Source organism: Pseudomonas sp. PAGU 2196 (genome assembly GCF_022179005.1).
In the GTDB taxonomy this organism is placed as follows: Bacteria; Pseudomonadota; Gammaproteobacteria; order Pseudomonadales; family Pseudomonadaceae; genus Aquipseudomonas; species Aquipseudomonas kermanshahensis.
This window is the reverse complement of record NZ_BNTL01000030.1, coordinates 1-19,603: the sequence shown is the minus strand read 5'-3', so window position 1 is coordinate 19,603 and position 19,603 is coordinate 1. Positions and strand designations below refer to the sequence as shown.

General features: G+C 64.1%; 20 protein-coding genes. 12 read left to right on the top strand and 8 right to left on the bottom strand.

The window, feature by feature from the left end; all coding sequences use genetic code 11:
* Nucleotides 1-44: 44 nt before the first annotated feature.
* Complete coding sequence (gene hrpB, locus MFF34_RS22960; RefSeq protein ID WP_238216635.1) at nt 45-2,573, top strand: ATP-dependent helicase HrpB; 2,529 nt, start codon at nt 45-47, stop codon at nt 2,571-2,573.
* A 10-nt stretch (nt 2,574-2,583) separates the two neighbouring features.
* Here the strand turns inward: hrpB and MFF34_RS22955 are convergent, their stop codons facing one another.
* From MFF34_RS22955 to MFF34_RS22940, 4 genes are all read right to left on the bottom strand, one after another.
* On the bottom strand, nt 2,584-3,072 hold the full coding sequence (locus tag MFF34_RS22955; RefSeq protein WP_238216633.1) for a hypothetical protein: 489 nt from the start codon (nt 3,070-3,072) through the stop codon (nt 2,584-2,586).
* 120 nt (nt 3,073-3,192) lie between these two features.
* Nucleotides 3,193-3,684 (bottom strand): hypothetical protein, encoded by a 492-nt coding sequence (locus tag MFF34_RS22950; RefSeq protein WP_238216631.1) that lies wholly within the window; start codon nt 3,682-3,684, stop codon nt 3,193-3,195.
* A 129-nt stretch (nt 3,685-3,813) separates the two neighbouring features.
* Nucleotides 3,814-4,344 (bottom strand): hypothetical protein, encoded by a 531-nt coding sequence (locus MFF34_RS22945; RefSeq protein WP_027595085.1) that lies wholly within the window; start codon nt 4,342-4,344, stop codon nt 3,814-3,816.
* A gap of 107 nt (nt 4,345-4,451) precedes the next feature.
* Complete coding sequence (locus tag MFF34_RS22940; RefSeq protein ID WP_238216629.1) at nt 4,452-5,108, bottom strand: YciC family protein; 657 nt, start codon at nt 5,106-5,108, stop codon at nt 4,452-4,454.
* A gap of 166 nt (nt 5,109-5,274) precedes the next feature.
* Between MFF34_RS22940 and MFF34_RS22935 the strand changes: the two genes are divergently transcribed.
* From MFF34_RS22935 to MFF34_RS22920, 4 genes are all read left to right on the top strand, one after another.
* Nucleotides 5,275-6,042 carry a DUF2076 domain-containing protein gene (locus MFF34_RS22935; protein WP_238216627.1) on the top strand — a complete coding sequence of 256 codons (768 nt, stop codon included), beginning with the start codon at nt 5,275-5,277 and terminating at the stop codon, nt 6,040-6,042.
* Between the two features lie 69 nt (nt 6,043-6,111).
* Nucleotides 6,112-6,591, top strand: a complete 480-nt coding sequence (locus MFF34_RS22930; protein ID WP_027595082.1) for an NYN domain-containing protein — start codon at nt 6,112-6,114, stop codon at nt 6,589-6,591.
* 180 nt (nt 6,592-6,771) lie between these two features.
* Nucleotides 6,772-7,692, top strand: coding sequence for a drug/metabolite exporter YedA (gene yedA / locus MFF34_RS22925; RefSeq protein WP_027595081.1), 921 nt, complete (start codon nt 6,772-6,774; stop codon nt 7,690-7,692).
* A 55-nt stretch (nt 7,693-7,747) separates the two neighbouring features.
* The gene (locus tag MFF34_RS22920) at nt 7,748-9,079 is read left to right on the top strand and encodes a DEAD/DEAH box helicase (RefSeq protein WP_085272358.1); all 1,332 of its coding nucleotides are present in this window, start codon (nt 7,748-7,750) and stop codon (nt 9,077-9,079) included.
* Between the two features lie 144 nt (nt 9,080-9,223).
* On the opposite strand, the gene MFF34_RS22915 is transcribed toward MFF34_RS22920, so the two are convergent.
* The 3 genes from MFF34_RS22915 to MFF34_RS22905 form a co-directional block, all read right to left on the bottom strand.
* Nucleotides 9,224-10,471: a TIGR03862 family flavoprotein gene (locus MFF34_RS22915; RefSeq protein ID WP_238216625.1), complete on the bottom strand. Its 1,248-nt coding sequence runs from the start codon at nt 10,469-10,471 to the stop codon at nt 9,224-9,226.
* Nucleotides 10,472-10,619: 148 nt separating this feature from the next.
* Nucleotides 10,620-11,534, bottom strand: coding sequence for a histone deacetylase (locus MFF34_RS22910; RefSeq protein ID WP_099455374.1), 915 nt, complete (start codon nt 11,532-11,534; stop codon nt 10,620-10,622).
* Between the two features lie 77 nt (nt 11,535-11,611).
* Entirely contained in the window at nt 11,612-12,298 is a 687-nt protein-coding gene (locus tag MFF34_RS22905; RefSeq protein WP_238216623.1) for a histidine phosphatase family protein, read from the bottom strand.
* On the opposite strand from MFF34_RS22905, the gene MFF34_RS22900 reads away from it, so the two are divergent.
* The 5 genes from MFF34_RS22900 to MFF34_RS22880 all read left to right on the top strand — a co-directional run bounded on the left by MFF34_RS22900 (nt 12,297) and on the right by MFF34_RS22880 (nt 15,725).
* Nucleotides 12,297-12,482, top strand: coding sequence for a hypothetical protein (locus MFF34_RS22900; RefSeq protein ID WP_099430516.1), 186 nt, complete (start codon nt 12,297-12,299; stop codon nt 12,480-12,482). The genes MFF34_RS22905 and MFF34_RS22900 overlap by 2 nt on opposite strands.
* Entirely contained in the window at nt 12,479-13,048 is a 570-nt protein-coding gene (locus MFF34_RS22895; RefSeq protein ID WP_085272361.1) for a GNAT family N-acetyltransferase, read from the top strand. The genes MFF34_RS22900 and MFF34_RS22895 overlap by 4 nt, the downstream gene beginning before the upstream one ends.
* A gap of 95 nt (nt 13,049-13,143) precedes the next feature.
* Nucleotides 13,144-14,013 (top strand): acyl-CoA thioesterase II, encoded by an 870-nt coding sequence (gene tesB / locus MFF34_RS22890; RefSeq protein ID WP_027595074.1) that lies wholly within the window; start codon nt 13,144-13,146, stop codon nt 14,011-14,013.
* Nucleotides 14,010-14,600 carry an HAD family hydrolase gene (locus tag MFF34_RS22885; RefSeq protein WP_027595073.1) on the top strand — a complete coding sequence of 197 codons (591 nt, stop codon included), beginning with the start codon at nt 14,010-14,012 and terminating at the stop codon, nt 14,598-14,600. The genes tesB and MFF34_RS22885 overlap by 4 nt, the downstream gene beginning before the upstream one ends.
* 114 nt (nt 14,601-14,714) lie before the next feature.
* Entirely contained in the window at nt 14,715-15,725 is a 1,011-nt protein-coding gene (locus MFF34_RS22880) for an NAD(P)-dependent alcohol dehydrogenase (protein WP_238216621.1), read from the top strand.
* 14 nt (nt 15,726-15,739) lie between these two features.
* Here the strand turns inward: MFF34_RS22880 and MFF34_RS22875 are convergent, their stop codons facing one another.
* Complete coding sequence (locus MFF34_RS22875; RefSeq protein WP_099430514.1) at nt 15,740-16,441, bottom strand: FadR/GntR family transcriptional regulator; 702 nt, start codon at nt 16,439-16,441, stop codon at nt 15,740-15,742.
* Nucleotides 16,442-16,696: 255 nt separating this feature from the next.
* Between MFF34_RS22875 and MFF34_RS22870 the strand changes: the two genes are divergently transcribed.
* Both MFF34_RS22870 and gudD read left to right on the top strand, forming a co-directional pair.
* Nucleotides 16,697-18,049: an MFS transporter gene (locus tag MFF34_RS22870; protein WP_238216619.1), complete on the top strand. Its 1,353-nt coding sequence runs from the start codon at nt 16,697-16,699 to the stop codon at nt 18,047-18,049.
* An 18-nt stretch (nt 18,050-18,067) separates the two neighbouring features.
* Nucleotides 18,068-19,423, top strand: a complete 1,356-nt coding sequence (gudD, locus tag MFF34_RS22865) for a glucarate dehydratase (RefSeq protein ID WP_238216618.1) — start codon at nt 18,068-18,070, stop codon at nt 19,421-19,423.
* The last annotated feature ends 180 nt before the right edge of the window (nt 19,424-19,603 follow it).

Below are 19,603 nucleotides of genomic sequence, written 5' to 3'. Positions count from 1 at the left end.
GGCTGGGTTCGCCGTTATACTCGCCCGACTGTTCGAGGACCACCATGATTTCATTACCGATCGATACTGTTTTGCCCGCCTTGCGCCAGGCCCTGGAAAACCGCGACGAAGCCGTGCTCGAAGCACCGCCCGGCGCCGGCAAGACCACCCGTGTGCCCTTGGCATTGCTGGACGCGCCGTGGCTGGCTGGGCAAACCATCGTGATGCTCGAACCACGCCGCTTGGCCGCCCGCGCGGCGGCCGAAAGGCTGGCCAGCGAGCTGGGTGAAAAGGTCGGGGAGACCGTGGGCTATCGTATTCGCCTGGACAGCAAGGTCGGGCCGAAGACCCGCATCGAGGTGGTCACCGAGGGTATCCTCACCCGCCGCTTGCAGGCAGACCCCGCGCTGGATGGCGTGGGGCTGTTGATCTTCGACGAGTTCCACGAACGCAGCCTGGACGCTGACCTGGCCTTGGCCTTGAGCCTCAATGGGCGTGAACTGCTACGTGACGAACCGCCCCTGAAAATCTTGCTGATGTCGGCGACGCTGGAGGGCGAGCGGCTGTCGCGGCTGCTCGACGATGCGCCGGTGGTCAGCAGCGAAGGCCGCATGTACCCGGTGGATATCCGCTGGGGTCGGCCGTTCCAGCCGGGCGAGTTCATCGAGCCGCGGGTCGTCGAGTGTGTGCTCCATGCGCTGGCGGACCAGGCCGGCAGCGTGCTGGTGTTCCTGCCTGGCCAGGCCGAAATCCGCCGCGTTCATCAGAGCCTTCAGGACATGCTGGGCGAACGTTCCGACATCCTGCTTTGCCCATTGCACGGCGAGCTCGACCTCAATGCCCAGCGTGCGGCGATCGACCCAGCCCCTGCCGGCAAGCGCAAAGTGGTGCTGGCCACCAACATCGCCGAAACCAGCCTGACCATCGACGGCGTGCGCGTGGTGGTTGATGCCGGCTTGGCACGGGTGCCGCGCTTCGACCCCGGCAGCGGCATGACGCGGCTCGACACCCAGCGTATCTCTCGCGCCAGCGCCACCCAGCGCGCCGGCCGGGCTGGCCGCCTGGAGCCGGGGGTGTGCTACCGGCTGTGGTCCGAGGCCCAGCATGACCAGTTGGCGGCGCATGGCAGCGCAGAAATCCTCCAGGCCGACCTCGCCGGCCTGGCCTTGCAACTGGCCCGGTGGGGCGTCACGCCTGATCAACTGCGCTGGCTGGACCAGCCGCCCGCGGCGGCGTTCTCCCAGGCCCAGGACCTGTTGGCACGGCTCAGTGCCTTCAAGGCGGGCAGCCGCGACAACCTCAGCGAGCACGGCCAGGCCATGGCCGAACTGCCGGCCCACCCACGTATCGCCCATTTGCTGCTGCGCGGGCAGGGTCTGGGCTTGGCGGCCATGGCCTGTGATGTCGCGGCCTTGTTGGGTGAGCGTGATATCCAGCGCGGGGGTGGCGCCGACCTGCACAGCCGGCTGGCGCTGATCAGCGGTGAAAGCAAAACAGCCCGAGGCGGGCAGGGCGGCGTGCAGCGTACGCGGCAGTTGGCCCGCCAGTACCGTGGGCTGCTGCGTGGCAAGACGGGTGCTGGGGTTGCCGACCCTGATCATCCGCGCTGGTTGGGCGCACTGTTGGCGCTGGCTTACCCAGACCGGGTTGCCCAGCAGCGCCGCGAGGGCGGTGCCGAGTATCGCCTGGCCAATGGCCGCGCGGCCCTTTTCGCCGAGGTCGATGCGTTGATGAAATGCCCCTGGCTGGTGGTTGCCGACCTGGGCAGCCGCCAAGGCCAGCGGGAAGAACGCATTTACCTGGCTGCCGAGTTCGACCCTGCACTGCTGGACGACGTGCTGGCCGAGCAGGTCGAGCGTATTGATATCCTCGACTGGGACGACCGCGAGCAGGTGCTGCGCGCCGAGCGCCAGACCAAGGTCGGCGAGCTGGTGCTCAGCCGCGAGCCGTTGCCTGGCCTGGACGACGACGCCCGCGCCAGGGCCCTGCTCGGCCTGGTACGGCGTAAAGGCTTGAACCTCCTGACCTGGACACCCGAGTTGCGCCAGTGGCAGGCGCGGGTGGCGTTGTTACGTCAGCTGGACCTGGACAATGCCGGGCAAAGTGAATGGCCAGATTTGAGCGACGAAGCCCTGCTGGCGACACTGGAAGGCTGGCTGCAACCCTACCTGGGCAAGGTGTCCCGCTTGAGTCATTTTGCCGCGTTGGACCTGTCGTCGATGTTGCGCAACCTGTTGCCATGGCCTTTGCCGCAGCGCCTCGACGAATGGGCGCCGGCGCACCTGGCCGTGCCGTCCGGCTCGCACATACGGCTGGACTACAGTGAAAACCCGCCCATCCTCGCCGTGCGCCTGCAGGAGCTATTTGGCCTGGCAGACACGCCACGCATCGCCCAAGGGCGACAGCAGGTCAAGTTGCACCTGCTGTCGCCAGCACGCCGGCCCGTTCAAGTGACCCAGGACCTGGCCAACTTCTGGCGCACGACCTATGCCGAGGTGAAGAAGGACCTCAAGGGCCGTTATCCCAAGCACTATTGGCCGGATGACCCGCTGGTGGCCGAGGCCACGGCGCGGGCCAAACCGCGGGGTACCTGACCTACTGCCTTCAACCGGTCTGCTTGAGCAGTAAGGTGGCGACCACGCCTTCCTCTACGTTGAGAAATGCAATCCGGTCCCCGTTGTAATGCGGATCATTGTGCAGGGCGCCAACCCGGTGGCCCCTGTGGTCACGTAGATAGCAAACAAGGCCTTCCTCGGTCATGTGCAAGGGTTCGATTTTCCAGAAGTCGGTCACCTCGGCGTTCCAGTAGAAGCCGAGGTAGCCGTTGCGGCTAACGCCCAGTTTCTTGGTGCGCGGATACCATGGAATGCAGAGGTGATAATGCAGTCGATCCTCGGTCTGGGAGTCGAAATGGAAGTCCACAGTTGGCGAATCTTCTCGTCCTCCAACTTGCAGCCAGTCCTCTTCGGGTGTGCCCCAGGTGGGATTGTCGCTGCTGCGGCTCAACCGCAGCGGAATATTACGGCCGCCCGACCGCATGTACAATTTGCCGCGAAACGACTTGGCGTGGCTCGCCTGGATGTCTTCGTCCATGGTGCTTTCTCGCAGAGAATGAGGGCTTTGCACACTAGAGCCATGGCCGAGCAGCGATGAAGCTTGAAGGGTTTTCCCGTGGGCGAAGTGTGCCTCATGGCAGGCAGCGTGATCGCGCCACTAGGTCGCTTTTTCGATCAGGAACTCATGGGGCGTGCCGGCGCCGGTGGTGAGGTAGGCGAACTTCGCCCCGGAGTCGTGTGTGCTTTTGACCTGGTGGCCCTGATGATCGCGCAGGTAACAGCGCAGCTCATTCTTGGCCCATGACAGCGGCTGGAGTTTCCAGTAATCCAGCGAGGCGTCCTGTTCGTACAGTCCCAGGTAACCACTGCTGTTCATCCCCAGTTGGCGGCGGCTATTGGCGGCCAGGGCGACGGTGAAGTGCAGGCGGGCTTCGGTTTTTGAGTGAAACCTGAAAAGAAACGCCGGCGCAGCGGCACTGCCACCGACTTTGAGCCAGCCATCGTCGGTGTTGATGTCTACGCCAAAGCTGAAGTCGTGATGGCTTTTGAAGATATGCACGGGCACCTTGCCGGTTGCATCCAGCAGGTAAATCTTACCTACGAATGAATGGCCATCCGCCCAGAAACGGTCTTGTTGATTGTCGGTCATTGCCTGTCTCCTCGTCGAAGCACGCACGTTAGACAGGCATGGCAGGTGGGGGCAGCGTGAACCTTTTCACGGCTGTTCTGCGCTACCAGAAAAGATTCGGAGAAATAGATTGAAAGTTCTGCCTGTCGCTTAGGTGCGAACCCGCGTGAGGCGGAAAATGGATTCTTTACCCTCAAGCACTCTCAGGTAAGAAAAGTTAGGTGCGGTCACTTTGGGATTGTGGTGGAGCCTAACTGAATGGCCTTGATGGTCGCGCCAACGGCATATCAAGCTGTCGTCGCTCCAATGCAGCGGTTCAAGCTTGAAGGGGTCGGACACGCTGGCGTATTGGTACAGCCCCAGGTAACCGTTGCGGCTGATCCCCATCGTCTTGTCGTGGTCCGCTCCACTGCCGGTGATCATGAAGTGCAGGCGATTCGACGTTTTCGAGTGAAACAGAAAACGAAAGACGCTGGCAGGCTGCTGATGGCCAGCAATCACCCAATCACTTTGGCCGCTTATCACCTTCTGATCGGCGTCTTTGAACAGGCTGAGGTAGACGGATTTGAACGTCTCTTGCGCAACGTTTTCGAGCGGGGTTGCCGAGTCGAGTACCTGGAACGTGCCGAGGAAAATCTCGGCCTGTTCTGCCCAGTGGGTGTTAGCCGTGGTAGTGGACATGGAGGCTCCGTGTTGGAAGGTCGGGAGCCACCACGGTCACTGATGTTCGACAATGCTGGCAGCCTGCAGGTTTTCCACGGAGCCCGCTTTGTGCGAGGTGCCTGGCATCAGGCGCCGGAGTCAGCCTCCAGCAGCGTGAACAGGCGGTACAGCACCACGGTGCTGAACAGCTGCAAGAAGCCGCTGAGGCTGTCCATGGCCAGTTCCATGCCGGGTGACGGCGCTGGGAAGGCCATCAGCAGCAGCCCGTCGATCAGCCAGATCGGCGCCAGCACCGCCAGCACGCAAATCATGATGCGCAGGAAGTTGCCGGTGGTCATCCGTGCACTTTCGCGCATCGACTGCACCACCGGCAGGCCCCGCAGTACCAGCAGGTACTCGGCGAACACCAGGTTGATCATGATCCACACGCCCGGGAAGATGAACAACGCCAGGCCGGCCATGATCAGCAGGGAGCTGATGAGAATCAGCAGGGCCAGCTGCGGCCACAGTTGCACGGCCCGGGCAAACAGGTCGCGCTTGGCGATTTCCTGGCCATTGCTGCGGGTGTCTAGGTAAAGGATCAGCGCCGCGCTGTACAGCGGGTACAACAGCAAGCTGACCAGCATGCCGTAGGCCGGCGACGCCTGGTCGCCCATTTGCCGGTACAGCAGCTGGGTGAGCAAGGCTTCGAGCACCACCAGCGGCAGGCACAGCGGGAGGATGTTCGGCAGGTGGCGGCGGAAGAAGTACAGGGAGTCGCGCAGAACGCTCAGCGGATTCATCGGTCAACATCGCATGGCAGTAAAAGCAGGGGTGTACTTTAGCCCAAAGCAGGCGTTTAGCTGTCACTTGCTGAAAAAAGTTTCACCGCCGAGGTGATTGAATCCAGTGCCTGAACGCCCCATCTTTGACGCTGTCCGTTGTCCCGCTTCCCCATGAGGTAGCTTCATGAACACTGAAGAACAAACCCTGATCGATAGCCTGTTCGGCCGCATCAAGCAGGCGGAAGACCCGAGCCAGCCGCGTGACGCGCAGGCCCAGGCGTGCATCGAGGCGCATGTGCGCCAGCAGCCGGCAGCGCCTTACTACATGGCCCAGGCGATCCTCGTGCAAGAAGCCGCGATCAAGCGCCTTGACGAGCAGAACAAGCAACTGGAGGCGGAGCTTCAGCAAGCTCGCGCACAGGTCGAAGCCAGCCGCGCCGGTAACAGTAGCCCCACCAGCAACGGTGGCGGTGGTTTTCTGTCGAGCATCTTTGGTTCGGGTGGGCGTAACACGCCACCGGCCGTGCAACCGCAGCGCCCCTCGGCGCCCGTTGCTGGCGGGGGTGGCTGGCGTGAACCGTCGGCGCCGGGCTTCAACCCGCAGCAACCGCAGCAACAGCAGCAAGCTGGCTTCGGCGCAGCGCCAGCGCGAGGGGGCGCCAGCAGCTTCCTCGGCGGTGCGATGCAGACCGCTGCCGGCGTGGCCGGCGGGGTGTTGCTGGCCCAAGGGATCAGCAGCCTGTTCAACCACAACTCGCAGCCAGAGGAAGTGGTGGAAGTGATCAAGGAAGAGCCGACACCGGCCAGCGACAGCGGCGGCTGGAGCGACCAGGGCGGGCAGCAGCAGGTGGCCGACAACGGCGGTTGGGGCAATGACCAGAGCGGTTACGCCGATACCGATTACGGCGGTGGTGACGGCGGGTTCTTCTCCGACGACGATTCCTACGTCTGACGGGTCTGGCATACTGCTGGCATTTGGGGCTGCACGGCAGCCCCGGTTCCATCAGACCATGAGGTTCCCGTGAAAAAGATCGCGTTGTTCGCCGACGTGCAGAACCTCTACTACACCGTGCGCCAGGCGCATGGCTGCCATTTCAACTACGCCGCGTTGTGGGCCGAGGTCAGCCGTGAAGGGCAGATCGTCGAAGCCGTGGCCTATGCCATCGACCGCGGTGACAGCAAGCAACAGCAATTCCAGCAGATCTTGCGCAACCTCGGGTTCGAGGTACGCCTTAAACCGTACATCCAGCGCAGCGACGGCTCGGCCAAAGGTGACTGGGATGTGGGCATTACCCTGGATGTGATCGACGCCGCCAGCCGCGTGGACCAGGTGGTGTTGGCCTCCGGTGATGGCGACTTCGATTTGTTGCTGGAGCGGGTTATCCAGCGCCATGGTGCCGAAGCGGTGGTGTATGGCGTGCCAGGGCTTACGGCGATGTCACTGATCCGTGCGGCTAGCCGTTATGTGCCTATTGAGGGGCGGTTGTTGTTGCGGCATTGAGCGCGGGCGGCGCTCGATCTCAAACACCCCAAAAACCTAAAGCCAACCACCCAGGCCTACCCACAAACTCAACGCACCCCCACCAAGTGTGTCGCTCATTTATTCCGGTTTTGTAACTTAAGTTTACGCAGTGACCTTTCTAAACTAAGTCACCCGTAAACGGATTTCGAGTACTTAGCCATGCCTGCCTCCCGCCGCTTCCCACTCCTGCTCATCGGTGCCTTCATGGCCCTGTACCTGGTCTGGGGGTCCACCTACCTGTTCATTCGCATCGGCGTCGAATCGTGGCCACCGATGCTCATGGCAGGCGTGCGCTTTCTGATCGCCGGGGGCCTGTTGTATGGCTTTCTGCGCTGGCGCGGTGTGCCGGCGCCGACCTGGCCGCAATGGCGGGCCGCAGGGGCAATCGGCTTTCTGTTGCTCAGCTGTGGTAACGGCGGCGTGACCGTGGCCGAACACGCCGGTGTGGCGTCCGGCGTGGCGGCCTTGGCGGTAGCGACGGTGCCGTTGTTCACCCTGCTCTTCGGCCTGCTGTTCGGCCACCGCAACTCGCGGCTCGAATGGGCGGGGATCGGCCTCGGGCTGGCCGGTATCGCACTGCTCAACCTCGGCTCCAACTTACAGGCAAGCCCGATTGGCGCGGCACTGATTCTGTTCGCGGCGGCCTCGTGGGCATTTGGTTCGGTATGGAGCAAAAGCTTGCCGCTGCCGCAGGGGCCGATGGCCAGTGCCGCCGAAATGCTGGTGGGCGGTGCCGTGTTGCTACTGGGCAGTGTGCTGTCGGGCGAGCGCATGACCCAGATGCCCACCGCTGCCGGTTGGGGCGCGCTGGCCTACCTGGTGTTCTTCGGCTCGATCCTGGCGTTCAGTGCCTACATGTACCTGCTCAAGCATGTGCGCCCGGCGGCTGCGACCAGCTATGCCTACGTCAACCCGGCGGTGGCGGTGCTGTTGGGGATCGTCTTCGCCGGCGAACAGATCGGCGCCGAAGAATGCGTGGCCATGGCGGTGATCATTGGCGCAGTGGTGCTTATCGGCCTACCTCAGTGGCGCAAGGCACCAGCGCCTGCGCAACCGTTGAAGGGCGAAATCTGCAAGTAGACGGGGGTGTTGCGGTAAACTTGCCGCCTTCGCTGAACCCCCTGACGGTATTGCCATGAATTTCGCCAAACTCGGCCTGATCGAACCCTTGCTGCGTACCCTGCAGCAGCTGGACTACACCACCCCGACCCCGGTCCAGGCCCAGGCCATCCCCGCCGTGCTGGCCGGCCGCGACCTGATGGCTGCGGCCCAGACCGGCACCGGCAAGACCGCAGGCTTTGCCCTGCCGGTGCTGCAGCGCCTGGCGCTGGAAGGTGAGAAGGTTGCCAGCAACTCGATCCGCGCGCTGGTGCTGGTACCGACCCGCGAGCTGGCCGAGCAGGTGCACAACAATGTGCGCGAGTATGCCGAGAACCTGCCGTTGAGCACCTATGCGGTGTACGGCGGGGTGAGCATCAACCCGCAGATGATGCGCCTGCGCCGTGGCGTCGACCTGCTGGTGGCCACCCCGGGCCGCTTGCTCGACCTGTTCCGGCAGAACGCGGTGAAGTTCAACCAAGTGCAGACCCTGGTGCTCGATGAAGCCGACCGCATGCTCGACCTGGGCTTTGCCGAAGAGCTGCAGTCGGTGTACGCCGCGCTGCCGCGCAAGCGCCAGACGTTGCTGTTTTCCGCGACCTTCTCGGACCAGATCCGGGTCCTCGCCGGCCTGGCCCTGAACGACCCGCTGAGCATTGAAGTGAGCCCCCGCAATGCCGCCGCCAACACCGTCAAACAGTGGTTGGTGCCTGTGGACAAAAAGCGCAAGGCCGACCTGTTCTGCCATTTGCTGCGCAAGCAGCGCTGGAGCCAGGTGCTGGTGTTTGCCAAGACCCGCAACGGTGTCGACCAGTTGGTGGAGCGCTTGTTGAGCGAGGGTATCAACGCCGACGGCATCCATGGCGATCGCCCGCAGGCCACGCGTCAGCGTGCGCTGGATACCTTCAAGGCCCGTGAGATCCAGGTGTTGGTGGCGACCGATGTTGCCGCGCGCGGGCTGGATATCGACGACCTGCCGCTGGTGGTCAACCTCGACCTGCCGATCGTTGCTGAAGACTATGTGCACCGCATTGGCCGCACTGGCCGCGCCGGCAACAAAGGGGAGGCGATTTCGCTGGTGTGTGCCGACGAAGTGCAGATGCTGGCGTCGATCGAGACGTTGATCCGCCAGACCTTGCCGCGGCATGAAGAGCCGGACTTTATCCCAGAGCACCGCGTGCCGATGACCGATGCCAGTGGCCAGGTGATCAAGAAACCGAAAAAGCCTAAAAAGCCGAAAGAGAACAGCGCGAAGCGTGGTTTGGGGCGCTGGATGGACAGTGCCGAGGCGGCGAGCCCGGCGCCGTCAGTGAAAGCGGTGCGTAAGGTGCCGAGCTTCAATGGTGGGCCGCGTAAGCGTAAGCCTTGATATCGCCGGGGGGCCGTAGATTTAATTGATTTTGCAGGGGCCGTGTGGGAGCGGGCTTGCCCCGCGAACACCTGCGAAGCCGGTGCCATGCACTGCGTGGCCTCATTCGCGGGGCAAGCCCGCTCCCACAAAGTTGGGCGGCAGCTACCTGTCAGGCAGCCCCGCCACCCATTGCGCGGCCGCACGCCCGGCGCGCAGCCCGCTGGCAAAACATGCCGTCAGCAAATACCCCCCGGTCGGCGCCTCCCAGTCCAGCATCTCGCCGGCACAGAACACCCCCGGCAATGCCTTGACCATCAACCCCTCACTCAGCCCCTCGAAACGCACCCCGCCAGCACTGCTGATGGCCTCATCCAGCGGCCGGGTACGCACCAAGGTGATCGGCAACGCCTTGATGGCCCGCGCCAGCGCCTGTGGATCGGCGAACGTGGCCTGATCGGTCAGCTCCCGTAACAATGCCGCCTTGACCCCATCGATGCCCAACTGGCTGTGCAGGTGCTTGGCCATGGAGCGCGAGCCGCGTGGCTTGGCCAATGCCTGGGCGATGTTATCCACAGCCTTGTCCGGCAGCAGGTCGAGCAGCAGCACACCCCGGCCGTCACGCGTGATGGCCTCACGCACCGGCGCCGACCAGGCATACACCAGGCTGCCTTCGACACCTTGCGCAGTGAGGATGAACTCACCTTTACGCGGCAGGCTGCCGGGCACGCTCAGGGCAATGTTCTTCAGCGGTGCGCCGGCAAACTTGTCTTTGAGCAAGGTGCTCCAGCCTTCGACTTCAAACCCACAGTTGCTCGGCTGCAAGGGCGAGATATCCACAGCCCGCTCAGCCAGCAGCGGCTGCCACGCACCGTCCGAACCCAGGCGCGCCCAGCTACCCCCACCCAGTGCGAGCACCACGGCGGCCGCGTGTACCTGGCGTTCACCCTGTGGATAAGCGATCCGCAGGCTGCCATCGTCATGCCAACCCAGCCAGCGATGGCGGGTGTGGATAACTACACCGCTGTCGCGCAGGCGCTTGAGCCAGGCGCGCAGCAAGGGCGCGGCCTTCATGTCGCGCGGGAAGACCCGGCCCGAGGTACCGACGAAGGTTTCGATGCCCAGGCCGTGAATCCACTGGCGCAGCGCGTCGGCATCGAAGCCGTGCAGCAGGCCGTCAATCTCGCCTTGGCGTTCGGCGTAGCGCGCGACAAAGGCCGGGTAGGGCTCGGAATGGGTGATGTTCATGCCGCCGACACCTGCCAGCAGGAACTTGCGGCCGACCGAGGGCATGGCATCGAACACCTCGACCGCCAAGCCCGCCTGGGCCAGCGCTTCGGCGGCCATCAGGCCGGCGGGGCCGCCACCGATGACGGCGACAAGGGGAGGGGTGCAGTGGTGTAGATCGGGCATGGGGGCGGCAGGCTGTGGAAAAGAGCGCGCATTCTAGCGCAGGCCGGTAGGTGGAAGCACTGGTCAAAAAATGATCAATACTCTGCAGGTGGCGCAGCTTAAGGGCTGCAGCCGCTTTCCAGCAGCTTATCCACAGGCGGTTCCACAGTCATTGTGAACAACCTATGACTCGCGCCGCACTGTGGTGCAGGATGCCGTGGCGCCGTGCCAGGGCCACGCGGTCCTTGCTGTAACCGCCACCGATCACGCCCACCACCGGAATGTCGCGGCCCAGGCACTGGCGCATCACCAACTCATCGCGTGCCGCCAGGCCCTCATCGGTCAGCTGCAGGTAGCCCAGGGCATCGTCCTTGTGCACATCGACGCCGGCGTCGTACAGCACCAGGTCTGGCTGGTAGAGCGGCAACAGGTAGTTGAGGGCGTCATCCACCACCTTGAGGTAGGCCGCGTCGCCCATGCCACGGGGCAGGGGGATGTCCCAGTCGCTCTGGGCCTTGCGGGCCGGGAAGTTCTGTTCACAGTGCAGGGACACGGTGATTGCATCGGGGGTGTCGTGCAGAATTCGCGCGGTGCCGTCGCCCTGGTGCACGTCGCAGTCGAAGATCAGCACCCGGTGCACCCGCCCAGCTTCCAGCAGGTAGCGGCTGATGACGGCCAGGTCGTTGAAGATGCAAAAGCCTGCTGGGTGGTCGTAATGGGCGTGGTGGGTGCCGCCGGCCAAGTGGCAGGCGATGCCATGCTGCAGCGCCAGCTCGGCGCTCAGCAGCGAACCGCCCACGGCACGCACGGTGCGCCGGGCCAGCGCCTCGCTCCAGGGCAGGCCCAGGCGACGCTGGTCCTCGCGGGACAGGTCGCCGCTCATGTAGCGTTCGATGTAGCTTCGGTCGTGGGCCAGGGCAAGGATGTCGTTGGGACAGATTTGCGGGCGCAACAGGTCCTGGTCACGGGTCAGGCCGCTGTCGACCAGGTGGTCGCGCAGCAAGCGAAACTTGTCCATCGGGAAGCGGTGCTCGGCGGGGAATTCCGGGCTGTAGTCATCGTGGTAGATCAGCGGCAACGGCATGGTCGGTTCGCAATCGGGGCCAGTGCTGATCTTGCCAGTTGTGGGGCGCCGTGCAACCGGCTTGTGGCATTAGCGTGTCATTTGCCGGTGCTGGCCAGTACCCGCTGCCAATCCGGCTCGTTCAAGCGCCCGAGAATCCGCGCCTTGCCGTTGCCGTCGACCGACACGAACAGCGCACTGGCATAGCCGCTTTCCCGTTCCCCGCCGACTACACGCTGCTGGCGCTGGAAGTGGTCGATGCAACCGTTGTGGGTCACCAAGACCAGATTGTGACCAGGGCGTTTGCGCGCCAGGGCTTCATCGGCGAACTGGTTGTCGCAGCTCTCCAGCCAGGCAGCGCTCGGCACGGCCTGGCCCAGAATGAAGTGCGCGGTCTGGCGAGTCCGCACTTTAGGGCTGCTCAGCACATCGGCACTGCTTAAACCCAGCGTGTGCAAACCCTGGCCGACGCGGCTGGCCGCCTGGGTGCCGGCCACGGTGATGCCGGTGGGGTCGTCCAGGCAGGGCCCGGGTGCGCTGTCGCAGCGTTCGGCATGGCGGATCATCACGATCACTGCGCCTTCGGCCCAATCCTGCAGCAGGCCGCTGTCACTCAACTGTTGCTCGTTGCCAAGGTCCACGATGTGCGTCCTCGTTGCCAGCCAGGTGGTCAACGCCGCCACGACCATGCACAGGCCCAAAGCGGCACCGAGGGCCTTGCGTGACAAACGTCGCTTGCGCCGGGCGTGGATGGCAGGGTGGCCTAGGGTATTGCTCGATAGCATGCGTGACTCCGATGGCATGGCCGCGCCGGGTGTGGTCGTGGCTGGCGACATTCTGGTGAGCGGCCTGTCGGGTGGCGGTGAAGGCGTTGTGAAAATTGCATTCAGGCGCCGCCGCTTGAGTGAAACCGTCGCCCGCGCCTACGCTGTAAACTGCAAGACAGCAAAACCGGAGCATGCCCGATGACCCCGATTCTTCACCTGGAAAGCGCACGGCTGGTGCTGCGGCAATGGCACGACGACGACCTGCGCGAGTTCGCCGCGCTGTGCGCCGACCCGCACGTGATGCAGTATTTTCCGGCACCCCTGACGCGCCTGGAGGCGGCTGCGCTGATTGGTCGAATCCGTGGCCATTTCAATGAGCATGGGTTTGGCCTGTGGGCGCTGGAGCGCAAAGACAGCGGCGCCTTCATCGGCATGACCGGGCTGCTGAACGTCAGCTTCGATGCCGATTTTGCGCCCGCGGTAGAAATCGGCTGGCGCCTGGCGCGTCGCCACTGGGGCTTGGGGTTTGCCAGTGAAGCGGCCTGGACCTGCCTGCGTTGTGCCTTCGCCCAATTGCGCCTGGACGAGGTGGTGTCGTTCACTAGTGAGAGCAACTTGCCCTCGCAGAAAGTGATGCAGGCCATCGGCATGCAGCAGGACCCGAGCGGTAGTTTCGAACACCCGCGCCTGCCTGCCGGCCACCCGTTGCGCCCTCATGTGCTGTACCGCATCGACCGCGCACACTGGGAACAGACCCTGCGCGGCTGAATGGATGGGCATGCGCGGTGCGAATGACAAACCCTGTATCATTCGCCTTCATGAAAGCGCTGTAGAGCCGTGTTGCCTTGCTAGGAGAACCCCCGATGAGTCATGTGTTGGACGACCTGGTCGACCTGTTGAGCCTCGAGTCCATCGAGGAGAACCTGTTCCGTGGACGCAGCCAGGACCTGGGCTTCCGCCAGTTGTACGGCGGGCAAGTGCTGGGCCAGTCATTGTCGGCGGCGAGCCAGACGGTTGAAGATGCGCGCCATGTGCATTCGCTGCACGGTTACTTTCTGCGCCCTGGCGACGCCAGTTTGCCGGTGGTCTATTCGGTAGACCGCGTGCGTGACGGCGGCAGCTTCAGCACCCGGCGGGTGACGGCGATCCAGAAGGGCCACACCATCTTCACTTGCAGCGCGTCGTTCCAGTACGACGAAGAGGGCTTCGAGCACCAGGCGCAGATGCCCGATGTGGTCGGCCCGGAAAACCTGCCCAGCGAAGTCGAACTGGCCAGTGCCATGGCCGAGCACCTGCCTGAGCGCATCCGCGACAAAGTGCTGTGCGCCAAGCCGATCGAGATCCGCCCGGTGACCGAGCGTGACCCGTTCAACCCCAAGCCTGGCGACCCCGTGAAATACGCCTGGTTCCGTGCCGACGGCAACCTGCCGGACGTGCCTGCGCTGCACAAGTACCTGCTGGCTTATGCCTCTGACTTCGGCCTGCTGACCACCGCCTTGCTGCCCCATGGCAAATCGGTGTGGCAGCGCGACATGCAGATCGCCAGCCTCGATCATTCGCTGTGGTTCCATGGCAACCTGCGCGCCGACGAGTGGTTGCTGTACGCCACCGACAGCCCGTGGGCCGGCAATGCCCGTGGCTTCTGCCGTGGCAGCATCTTCAACCAGGCCGGGCAACTGGTGGCGTCGTCGAGCCAGGAAGGCCTGATTCGCCATCGCAAGGACTGGGCATGAGCCTGGGCGAGGTACGTAACTGGGTGTTCGACATGGACGGCACCCTGACCGTGGCGGTGCATGACTTTGCGGCGATTCGCGAAGCGCTGGAGATACCGCCTGAAGACGACATACTGACCCACCTGGCGGCCTTGCCGGCGGCGCAAGCGGCGGCCAAGCACGCCTGGCTGCTGGAGCATGAGCGCGACCTGGCGCTGGCGTCGACGGCCGCGACGGGGGCGGTGGAGCTGGTGCGCGAACTGGCCGGGCGTGGCTGCCGGCTGGCGATCCTGACCCGCAATGCCCGGGAGTTGGCGCATGTCACCCTGGAGGCCATCGGCCTGGCTGACTGCTTCCCGGTGGAGCATGTGCTTGGCCGTGATGAGGCCGAACCCAAGCCTAGCCCGGATGGCCTGCTGAAGATTGCAGAGGCGTGGGGTGTGGCGCCCAGCGAACTGGTGATGGTGGGTGACTATCGCTTTGACCTGGATTGTGGGCGTGCGGCCGGGGCGCGTACCGTATTGGTCAACTTGCCGGATAACCCGTGGCCGCATCTGGTGGATTGGCATGCGGCGGATTGCCGAGCGTTGCGCGCGATGCTTGGCTGATTTTTTGTATTGGCAGTGCGGGCCTCTTCGCGGGTAAACCCGCTCCCACACGGGAGGAGGCAGCCTGCAGTGGCTATGCTGAACCGCAGTTTTTCCCTGAATGGAGACCCAGCCATGAGCAGCAAGGCCATCTACGTCCAACCTGGCGGCGGCTACGACAAAGTCCAGGTCGGCACCTGCGAGGCGCCTGCGCCACAGGCCGGCGAAATCACTGTGCGTCTGCACGCCAGTTCCCTCAACTACCACGACTTCGCCGTGGTCAGCGGCATGTGGGGGCCGAGCGAGCGGCGTATCCCCATGGCCGACGGTGCCGGCGAAGTCACGGCAGTGGGGCCGGGTGTCAGCGAGTTTCAGGTGGGCGACAACGTCGTCAGCACCTTCTTCCCAGACTGGCTCGACGGCCAGGCCAATGTCGAAGGGTTTGCCCGGGTGCCCGGTGATGGCCTCGACGGCTACGCCCGTGAACAGGTCACTGCCCGCGCCACCGCCTTCACCCTGGCGCCCAAGGGCTACAGCCACGCCGAGGCAGCCACGCTGACCACCGCAGGGCTGACGGCCTGGCGTGCCTTGATGAGCGATGACCACCTCAAGCCCGGCGATACCGTGCTGGTGCAGGGCACGGGCGGGGTGTCGATCTTCGCCTTGCAGTTCGCCAAGCTGGCGGGTGCCACGGTGATCGCGACCTCGTCCAGCGATGCCAAACTCGAGCGCCTCAAGGCCCTCGGCGCCGACCACCTGATCAACTACAAAAGCACCCCGGCCTGGGGTGAGAAGGTGCGTGAGCTGACCCACAACCGCGGGGTCGACCATGTGATCGAAGTGGGCGGGCCGGCGACCCTGGAGCAGTCGATGATTGCCACGCGCATCGGCGGGCATGTGTCGTTGATCGGCATTCTCACCGGGGTAGCGGGGCAGTTGCCGTTGGTCCAGGCCCTGGTGCGGCAGATCCGCCTGCAGGGCGTGCTGGTCGGCAGCCGTGCGCAGCAGCAGGCGATGGTGCGAGCGATCGATGCCAATGGCCTGCGGCCGGTGGTGGACAAGCACTTCGAACTGGAGCAGATCGTCGACGCGTTCCGCTACCAGGAGAGCAATCGGCATTTCGGCAAGATCTGCCTGACCTGGTAATCGCCGTTACAGGCTCACTCAGGCAGTAATCTGTCGCGGCTATTGGACAGGTGCAGGCACATCGCCGCCCGTGCCGCATCCGGGTCCTGGCGGCGGATGGCATTGAGTATCGCCTCATGCTCCAAATTGGCCAGGTACGCATGCCTGGCCAGCTTGGCGCCGGCGCGTTCGGCCAGGGCCATGCGGTTGCGGGGGATCAGGCCGCTGCCGAGCTGGGCCATCATTTCGCTGAAATACAGGTTGCCGGTGGCCTCGGCGATCAGCAGGTGAAAGCGCCGGTCGGCCTCTATGCAGCTGTCGCCAGCGGCCGCCAAGTCTTGATAGTCGTCCAGCGCCTGGCGCATGCGTGCCACGTGCCCGTCGTCGCGGCGCACTGCGGCGAGGGCGGCGGCCTGGCCTTCCAGGCCGATGCGCAGCTCCAGCAGGTCGCGCACGCTGGCGGCGTTTTCGGCGCCAACGCGCAGTCCCGCCTGGGGCTGGCGCTCTATCACGAAGGTACCGATCCCGTGGCGGGGCTCTACCAGCCCTGAGGCCTGCAGCTTCGACAAGGCTTCGCGCACCACGGTGCGGCTGACCCCATGTTCACGCACCAGGGTGTTTTCCGAGGGCAGCTTGTCGCCTGGCTTGAAGGTGCCCAGCAAAATCTGCTGCGTCAGGCTGGAGACCAGGTCGTGGGCGCGGCTGTGGCCGCGCACGCGGGGGTGTGCTGAGTCCATGGTGTGCTCCGTGGTATCGATAGCTTGTACGACAAGTTAAAACACAAAAATATTTTTCGCTGATTTTTCTGATCGAGAAGGCTGCCTCGTGCGCGGTTGTTTTTGAACGTTCGCAGCAAATAGTCATTTTTACAGCTTGTATTTTGTACTTTTGTCGACGTTATCGATCTTGTCGTACAACTGCGCGAGGCCTATGCTCCACCCCACTGTCATGTCAGACAACCCGCATAAAAACAACTAGTGGGAGATCCGCAAGTGAACGACACCCTCGCTCCGTCTGCCGGGAATGAAGGCGACGCTCTGGCCAGTGCCGTGGCCAAGGTCAAGCGCCACGTCCTGCCGCTGTTCGTCATCATGTTCATCGTCAACTACCTCGACCGCGTCAACATCGGCTTCGTCCGCCCGCACCTTGAAAGCGACCTGGGCATCAGTGCTGCTGCCTATGGGTTTGGCGCCGGGCTGTTCTTCATCGGCTACGCATTGTTCGAAGTGCCCTCGAACATGCTCCTGCAGCGTGTCGGCGCTCGGTTGTGGCTGACCCGCATCATGTTCACTTGGGGGCTGGTGGCCACGGCCATGGCCTTTGTCCAGACCGAAACCCAGTTCTATGTGCTGCGGTTTTTGTTGGGCGTCGCCGAGGCCGGGTTCTTCCCTGGGGTGATCTACTACTTCACCCGTTGGCTGCCCGGCGCCGAGCGCGGCAAGGCGATTGCGATTTTTCTCAGCGGCTCGGCACTGGCGTCGCTGATCTCCGGCCCGCTGGCCGGGGTCTTGATGCAAATCCAGGGCCTTGGCCTGCATGGCTGGCAGTGGATGCTGTTCATCGAGGGCATGGCCTCGGTAACGCTGTGCTTCTTCGTGTTCTTCTGGCTCGACTCCAAGCCGCAGGATGCCAAGTGGCTGAGCCAGGCCGAGCAGGATGCGCTGGTGCACACCATCGACCGCGAGCAGCGTGAGCGGGAGGCTGTCGGTAGCGTCAAGACCTCGGCCTGGAGCCTGCTCAAAGACCGCCAGATCGTGCTGTTCTGCCTGATCTACTTCTGCATCCAGCTGACCATTTATGCTGCGACCTTCTGGCTGCCGAGCATCATCAAGCGCATGGGCGACCTCAGCGACCTGCAGGTTGGCTTCTTCAACTCGATCCCCTGGCTGATCTCGATCCTGGCGATGTACGCCTTCGCGTCCGGCTCGGCACGCTGGAAGTTCCAGCAGGCCTGGGTAGCCGCCGCGCTGGTGGTCGCCGCCATCGGCATGTTCATGTCCACCACCGGTGGGCCGGTGTTCGCCTTTGTCGCCATCTGTTTTGCCGCCATCGGTTTCAAGTCGGCCTCGTCGCTGTTCTGGCCGATCCCCCAGGGCTACCTGGACGCCCGCATCGCGGCGGCAGTGATTGCCCTGATCAACTCGGTCGGCAACCTCGGCGGTTTCGTGGCCCCCACCACCTTCGGCCTGCTCGAGCAGCAGACCGGCTCGATCCAAGGCGGCTTGTATGGCCTGGCGGTGACCTCGGTGCTGGCAGCCATCGCCGTGTTCTTCGTACGCACTCGCCCAAAGGGCGCTCCTTCCGATGAGCTCAAGGCGCCTTCGGCCCTGGGCCAGACCCACTGATGACTGCGAGATAAAACCATGAACATGCAGACGACTCCCGCCGTTCACACCGCCACCCCCGTGGTCACCGATTTGCGCGTGATCCCGGTGGCTGGCCACGACAGCATGCTGCTCAACCTCAGTGGCGCCCATGGCCCGTACTTCACCCGCAACGTGGTAGTGCTGCGCGACAGCGCTGGCAACACCGGCCTGGGCGAGGTGCCGGGTGGCGAGAAGATTCGCCAGACCTTGGAAGATGCCCGCAGCCTGGTCGTAGGCCAGCCCATCGGCCATTACCAGCGCGTGCTCAACGCCATGCGCCAGGCCTTCGCCAACCGCGATGCCGGCGGCCGCGGCCTGCAGACCTTCGACCTGCGCATCACCGTGCACGCAGTGACAGCCATCGAATCTGCATTGCTCGACCTGCTTGGCCAGCACCTGAACGTGCCCATGGCCGCACTGCTCGGCGAAGGGCAGCAGCGCGAGGCGGTGAAGATGCTGGGTTACCTGTTCTACATCGGCGACCGCCAGCAGACCGACCTGGCCTACCGCAGCGAAGCGGAGGCGGACGATGACTGGTTCCGCCTGCGCCACGAGAAGGCCCTGACCCCGGAAGCGGTCGTGCGCCTGGCCGAAGCCGCCAGGCAGCGCTATGGCTTCAGTGACTTCAAGCTCAAGGGAGGCGTACTGCGCGGTGAGGAAGAGATGGAGGCAGTGACCGCCCTGGCCGAACGCTTCCCCGATGCGCGCATCACCCTCGACCCGAACGGCGCCTGGTCGCTTAAAGAGGCCATCGCCCTGTGCCGTGACAAGCACGACGTGCTGGCCTATGCCGAAGACCCCTGCGGTGCCGAAAACGGCTACTCGGGCCGCGAGGTGATGGCCGAGTTCCGCCGTGCCACGGGGCTGCCCACCGCCACCAACATGATCGCCACCGACTGGCGCCAGATGGGCCATGCGATCCAACTGCAATCGGTGGACATCCCGCTGGCCGACCCGCACTTCTGGACCTTGCAGGGCTCGGTGCGGGTGGCGCAGATGTGCAATGACTGGGGGCTGACCTGGGGCTCGCATTCCAACAACCACTTCGACATCTCCCTGGCCATGTTCACCCAAGTGGCTGCCGCCGCACCGGGTGAAATCACCGCCATCGACACCCACTGGATCTGGCAGGACGGCCAGCGCCTGACACGTGAGCCGCTGCGTATCGTCGACGGCCATGTGCGCGTGCCAGCGCGCCCAGGGTTGGGTGTGGAGATCGATGAAGACCAGCTGGCCAAGGCGCACGAGTGCTACCGCAACATGGGCCTTGGGGCGCGGGATGACAGCGTGGCGATGCAGTTTCTGATACCGGGCTGGCAGTTCGACAACAAGCGCCCTTGCCTGGTGCGCTGAGCCCTTTCTAGCGCTGCCCAAGCGCCCAACACACCCTCCCTGTAGGAGCAGCCTTGTGCTGCGAAGAGGCCAGTGCAAACGGCACATATCGCGGTTGCTCTCACCGGCCTCTTCGCAGCACAAGGCTGCTCCTACACAGGGTCAGCGCAAGCTGCTCAGCACGCTTTCGAGGCCTCGCAT

Excerpts from the sequence above, each read along its gene's own strand:
- hrpB (WP_238216635.1), top strand. The coding sequence starts at position 45 with ATGATTTCATTACCGATCGATACTGTTTTGCCCGCCTTGCGCCAGGCC.
- MFF34_RS22955 (WP_238216633.1), bottom strand. The coding sequence starts at position 3,072 with ATGGACGAAGACATCCAGGCGAGCCACGCCAAGTCGTTTCGCGGCAAA.
- MFF34_RS22950 (WP_238216631.1), bottom strand. The coding sequence starts at position 3,684 with ATGACCGACAATCAACAAGACCGTTTCTGGGCGGATGGCCATTCATTC.
- MFF34_RS22945 (WP_027595085.1), bottom strand. The coding sequence starts at position 4,344 with ATGTCCACTACCACGGCTAACACCCACTGGGCAGAACAGGCCGAGATT.
- MFF34_RS22940 (WP_238216629.1), bottom strand. The coding sequence starts at position 5,108 with ATGAATCCGCTGAGCGTTCTGCGCGACTCCCTGTACTTCTTCCGCCGC.
- MFF34_RS22935 (WP_238216627.1), top strand. The coding sequence starts at position 5,275 with ATGAACACTGAAGAACAAACCCTGATCGATAGCCTGTTCGGCCGCATC.
- yedA (WP_027595081.1), top strand. The coding sequence starts at position 6,772 with ATGCCTGCCTCCCGCCGCTTCCCACTCCTGCTCATCGGTGCCTTCATG.
- MFF34_RS22920 (WP_085272358.1), top strand. The coding sequence starts at position 7,748 with ATGAATTTCGCCAAACTCGGCCTGATCGAACCCTTGCTGCGTACCCTG.
- MFF34_RS22915 (WP_238216625.1), bottom strand. The coding sequence starts at position 10,471 with ATGCCCGATCTACACCACTGCACCCCTCCCCTTGTCGCCGTCATCGGT.
- MFF34_RS22910 (WP_099455374.1), bottom strand. The coding sequence starts at position 11,534 with ATGCCGTTGCCGCTGATCTACCACGATGACTACAGCCCGGAATTCCCC.
- MFF34_RS22900 (WP_099430516.1), top strand. The coding sequence starts at position 12,297 with ATGCGTGACTCCGATGGCATGGCCGCGCCGGGTGTGGTCGTGGCTGGC.
- MFF34_RS22905 (WP_238216623.1), bottom strand. The coding sequence starts at position 12,298 with ATGCTATCGAGCAATACCCTAGGCCACCCTGCCATCCACGCCCGGCGC.
- MFF34_RS22895 (WP_085272361.1), top strand. The coding sequence starts at position 12,479 with ATGACCCCGATTCTTCACCTGGAAAGCGCACGGCTGGTGCTGCGGCAA.
- tesB (WP_027595074.1), top strand. The coding sequence starts at position 13,144 with ATGAGTCATGTGTTGGACGACCTGGTCGACCTGTTGAGCCTCGAGTCC.
- MFF34_RS22885 (WP_027595073.1), top strand. The coding sequence starts at position 14,010 with ATGAGCCTGGGCGAGGTACGTAACTGGGTGTTCGACATGGACGGCACC.
- MFF34_RS22880 (WP_238216621.1), top strand. The coding sequence starts at position 14,715 with ATGAGCAGCAAGGCCATCTACGTCCAACCTGGCGGCGGCTACGACAAA.
- MFF34_RS22875 (WP_099430514.1), bottom strand. The coding sequence starts at position 16,441 with ATGGACTCAGCACACCCCCGCGTGCGCGGCCACAGCCGCGCCCACGAC.
- gudD (WP_238216618.1), top strand. The coding sequence starts at position 18,068 with ATGAACATGCAGACGACTCCCGCCGTTCACACCGCCACCCCCGTGGTC.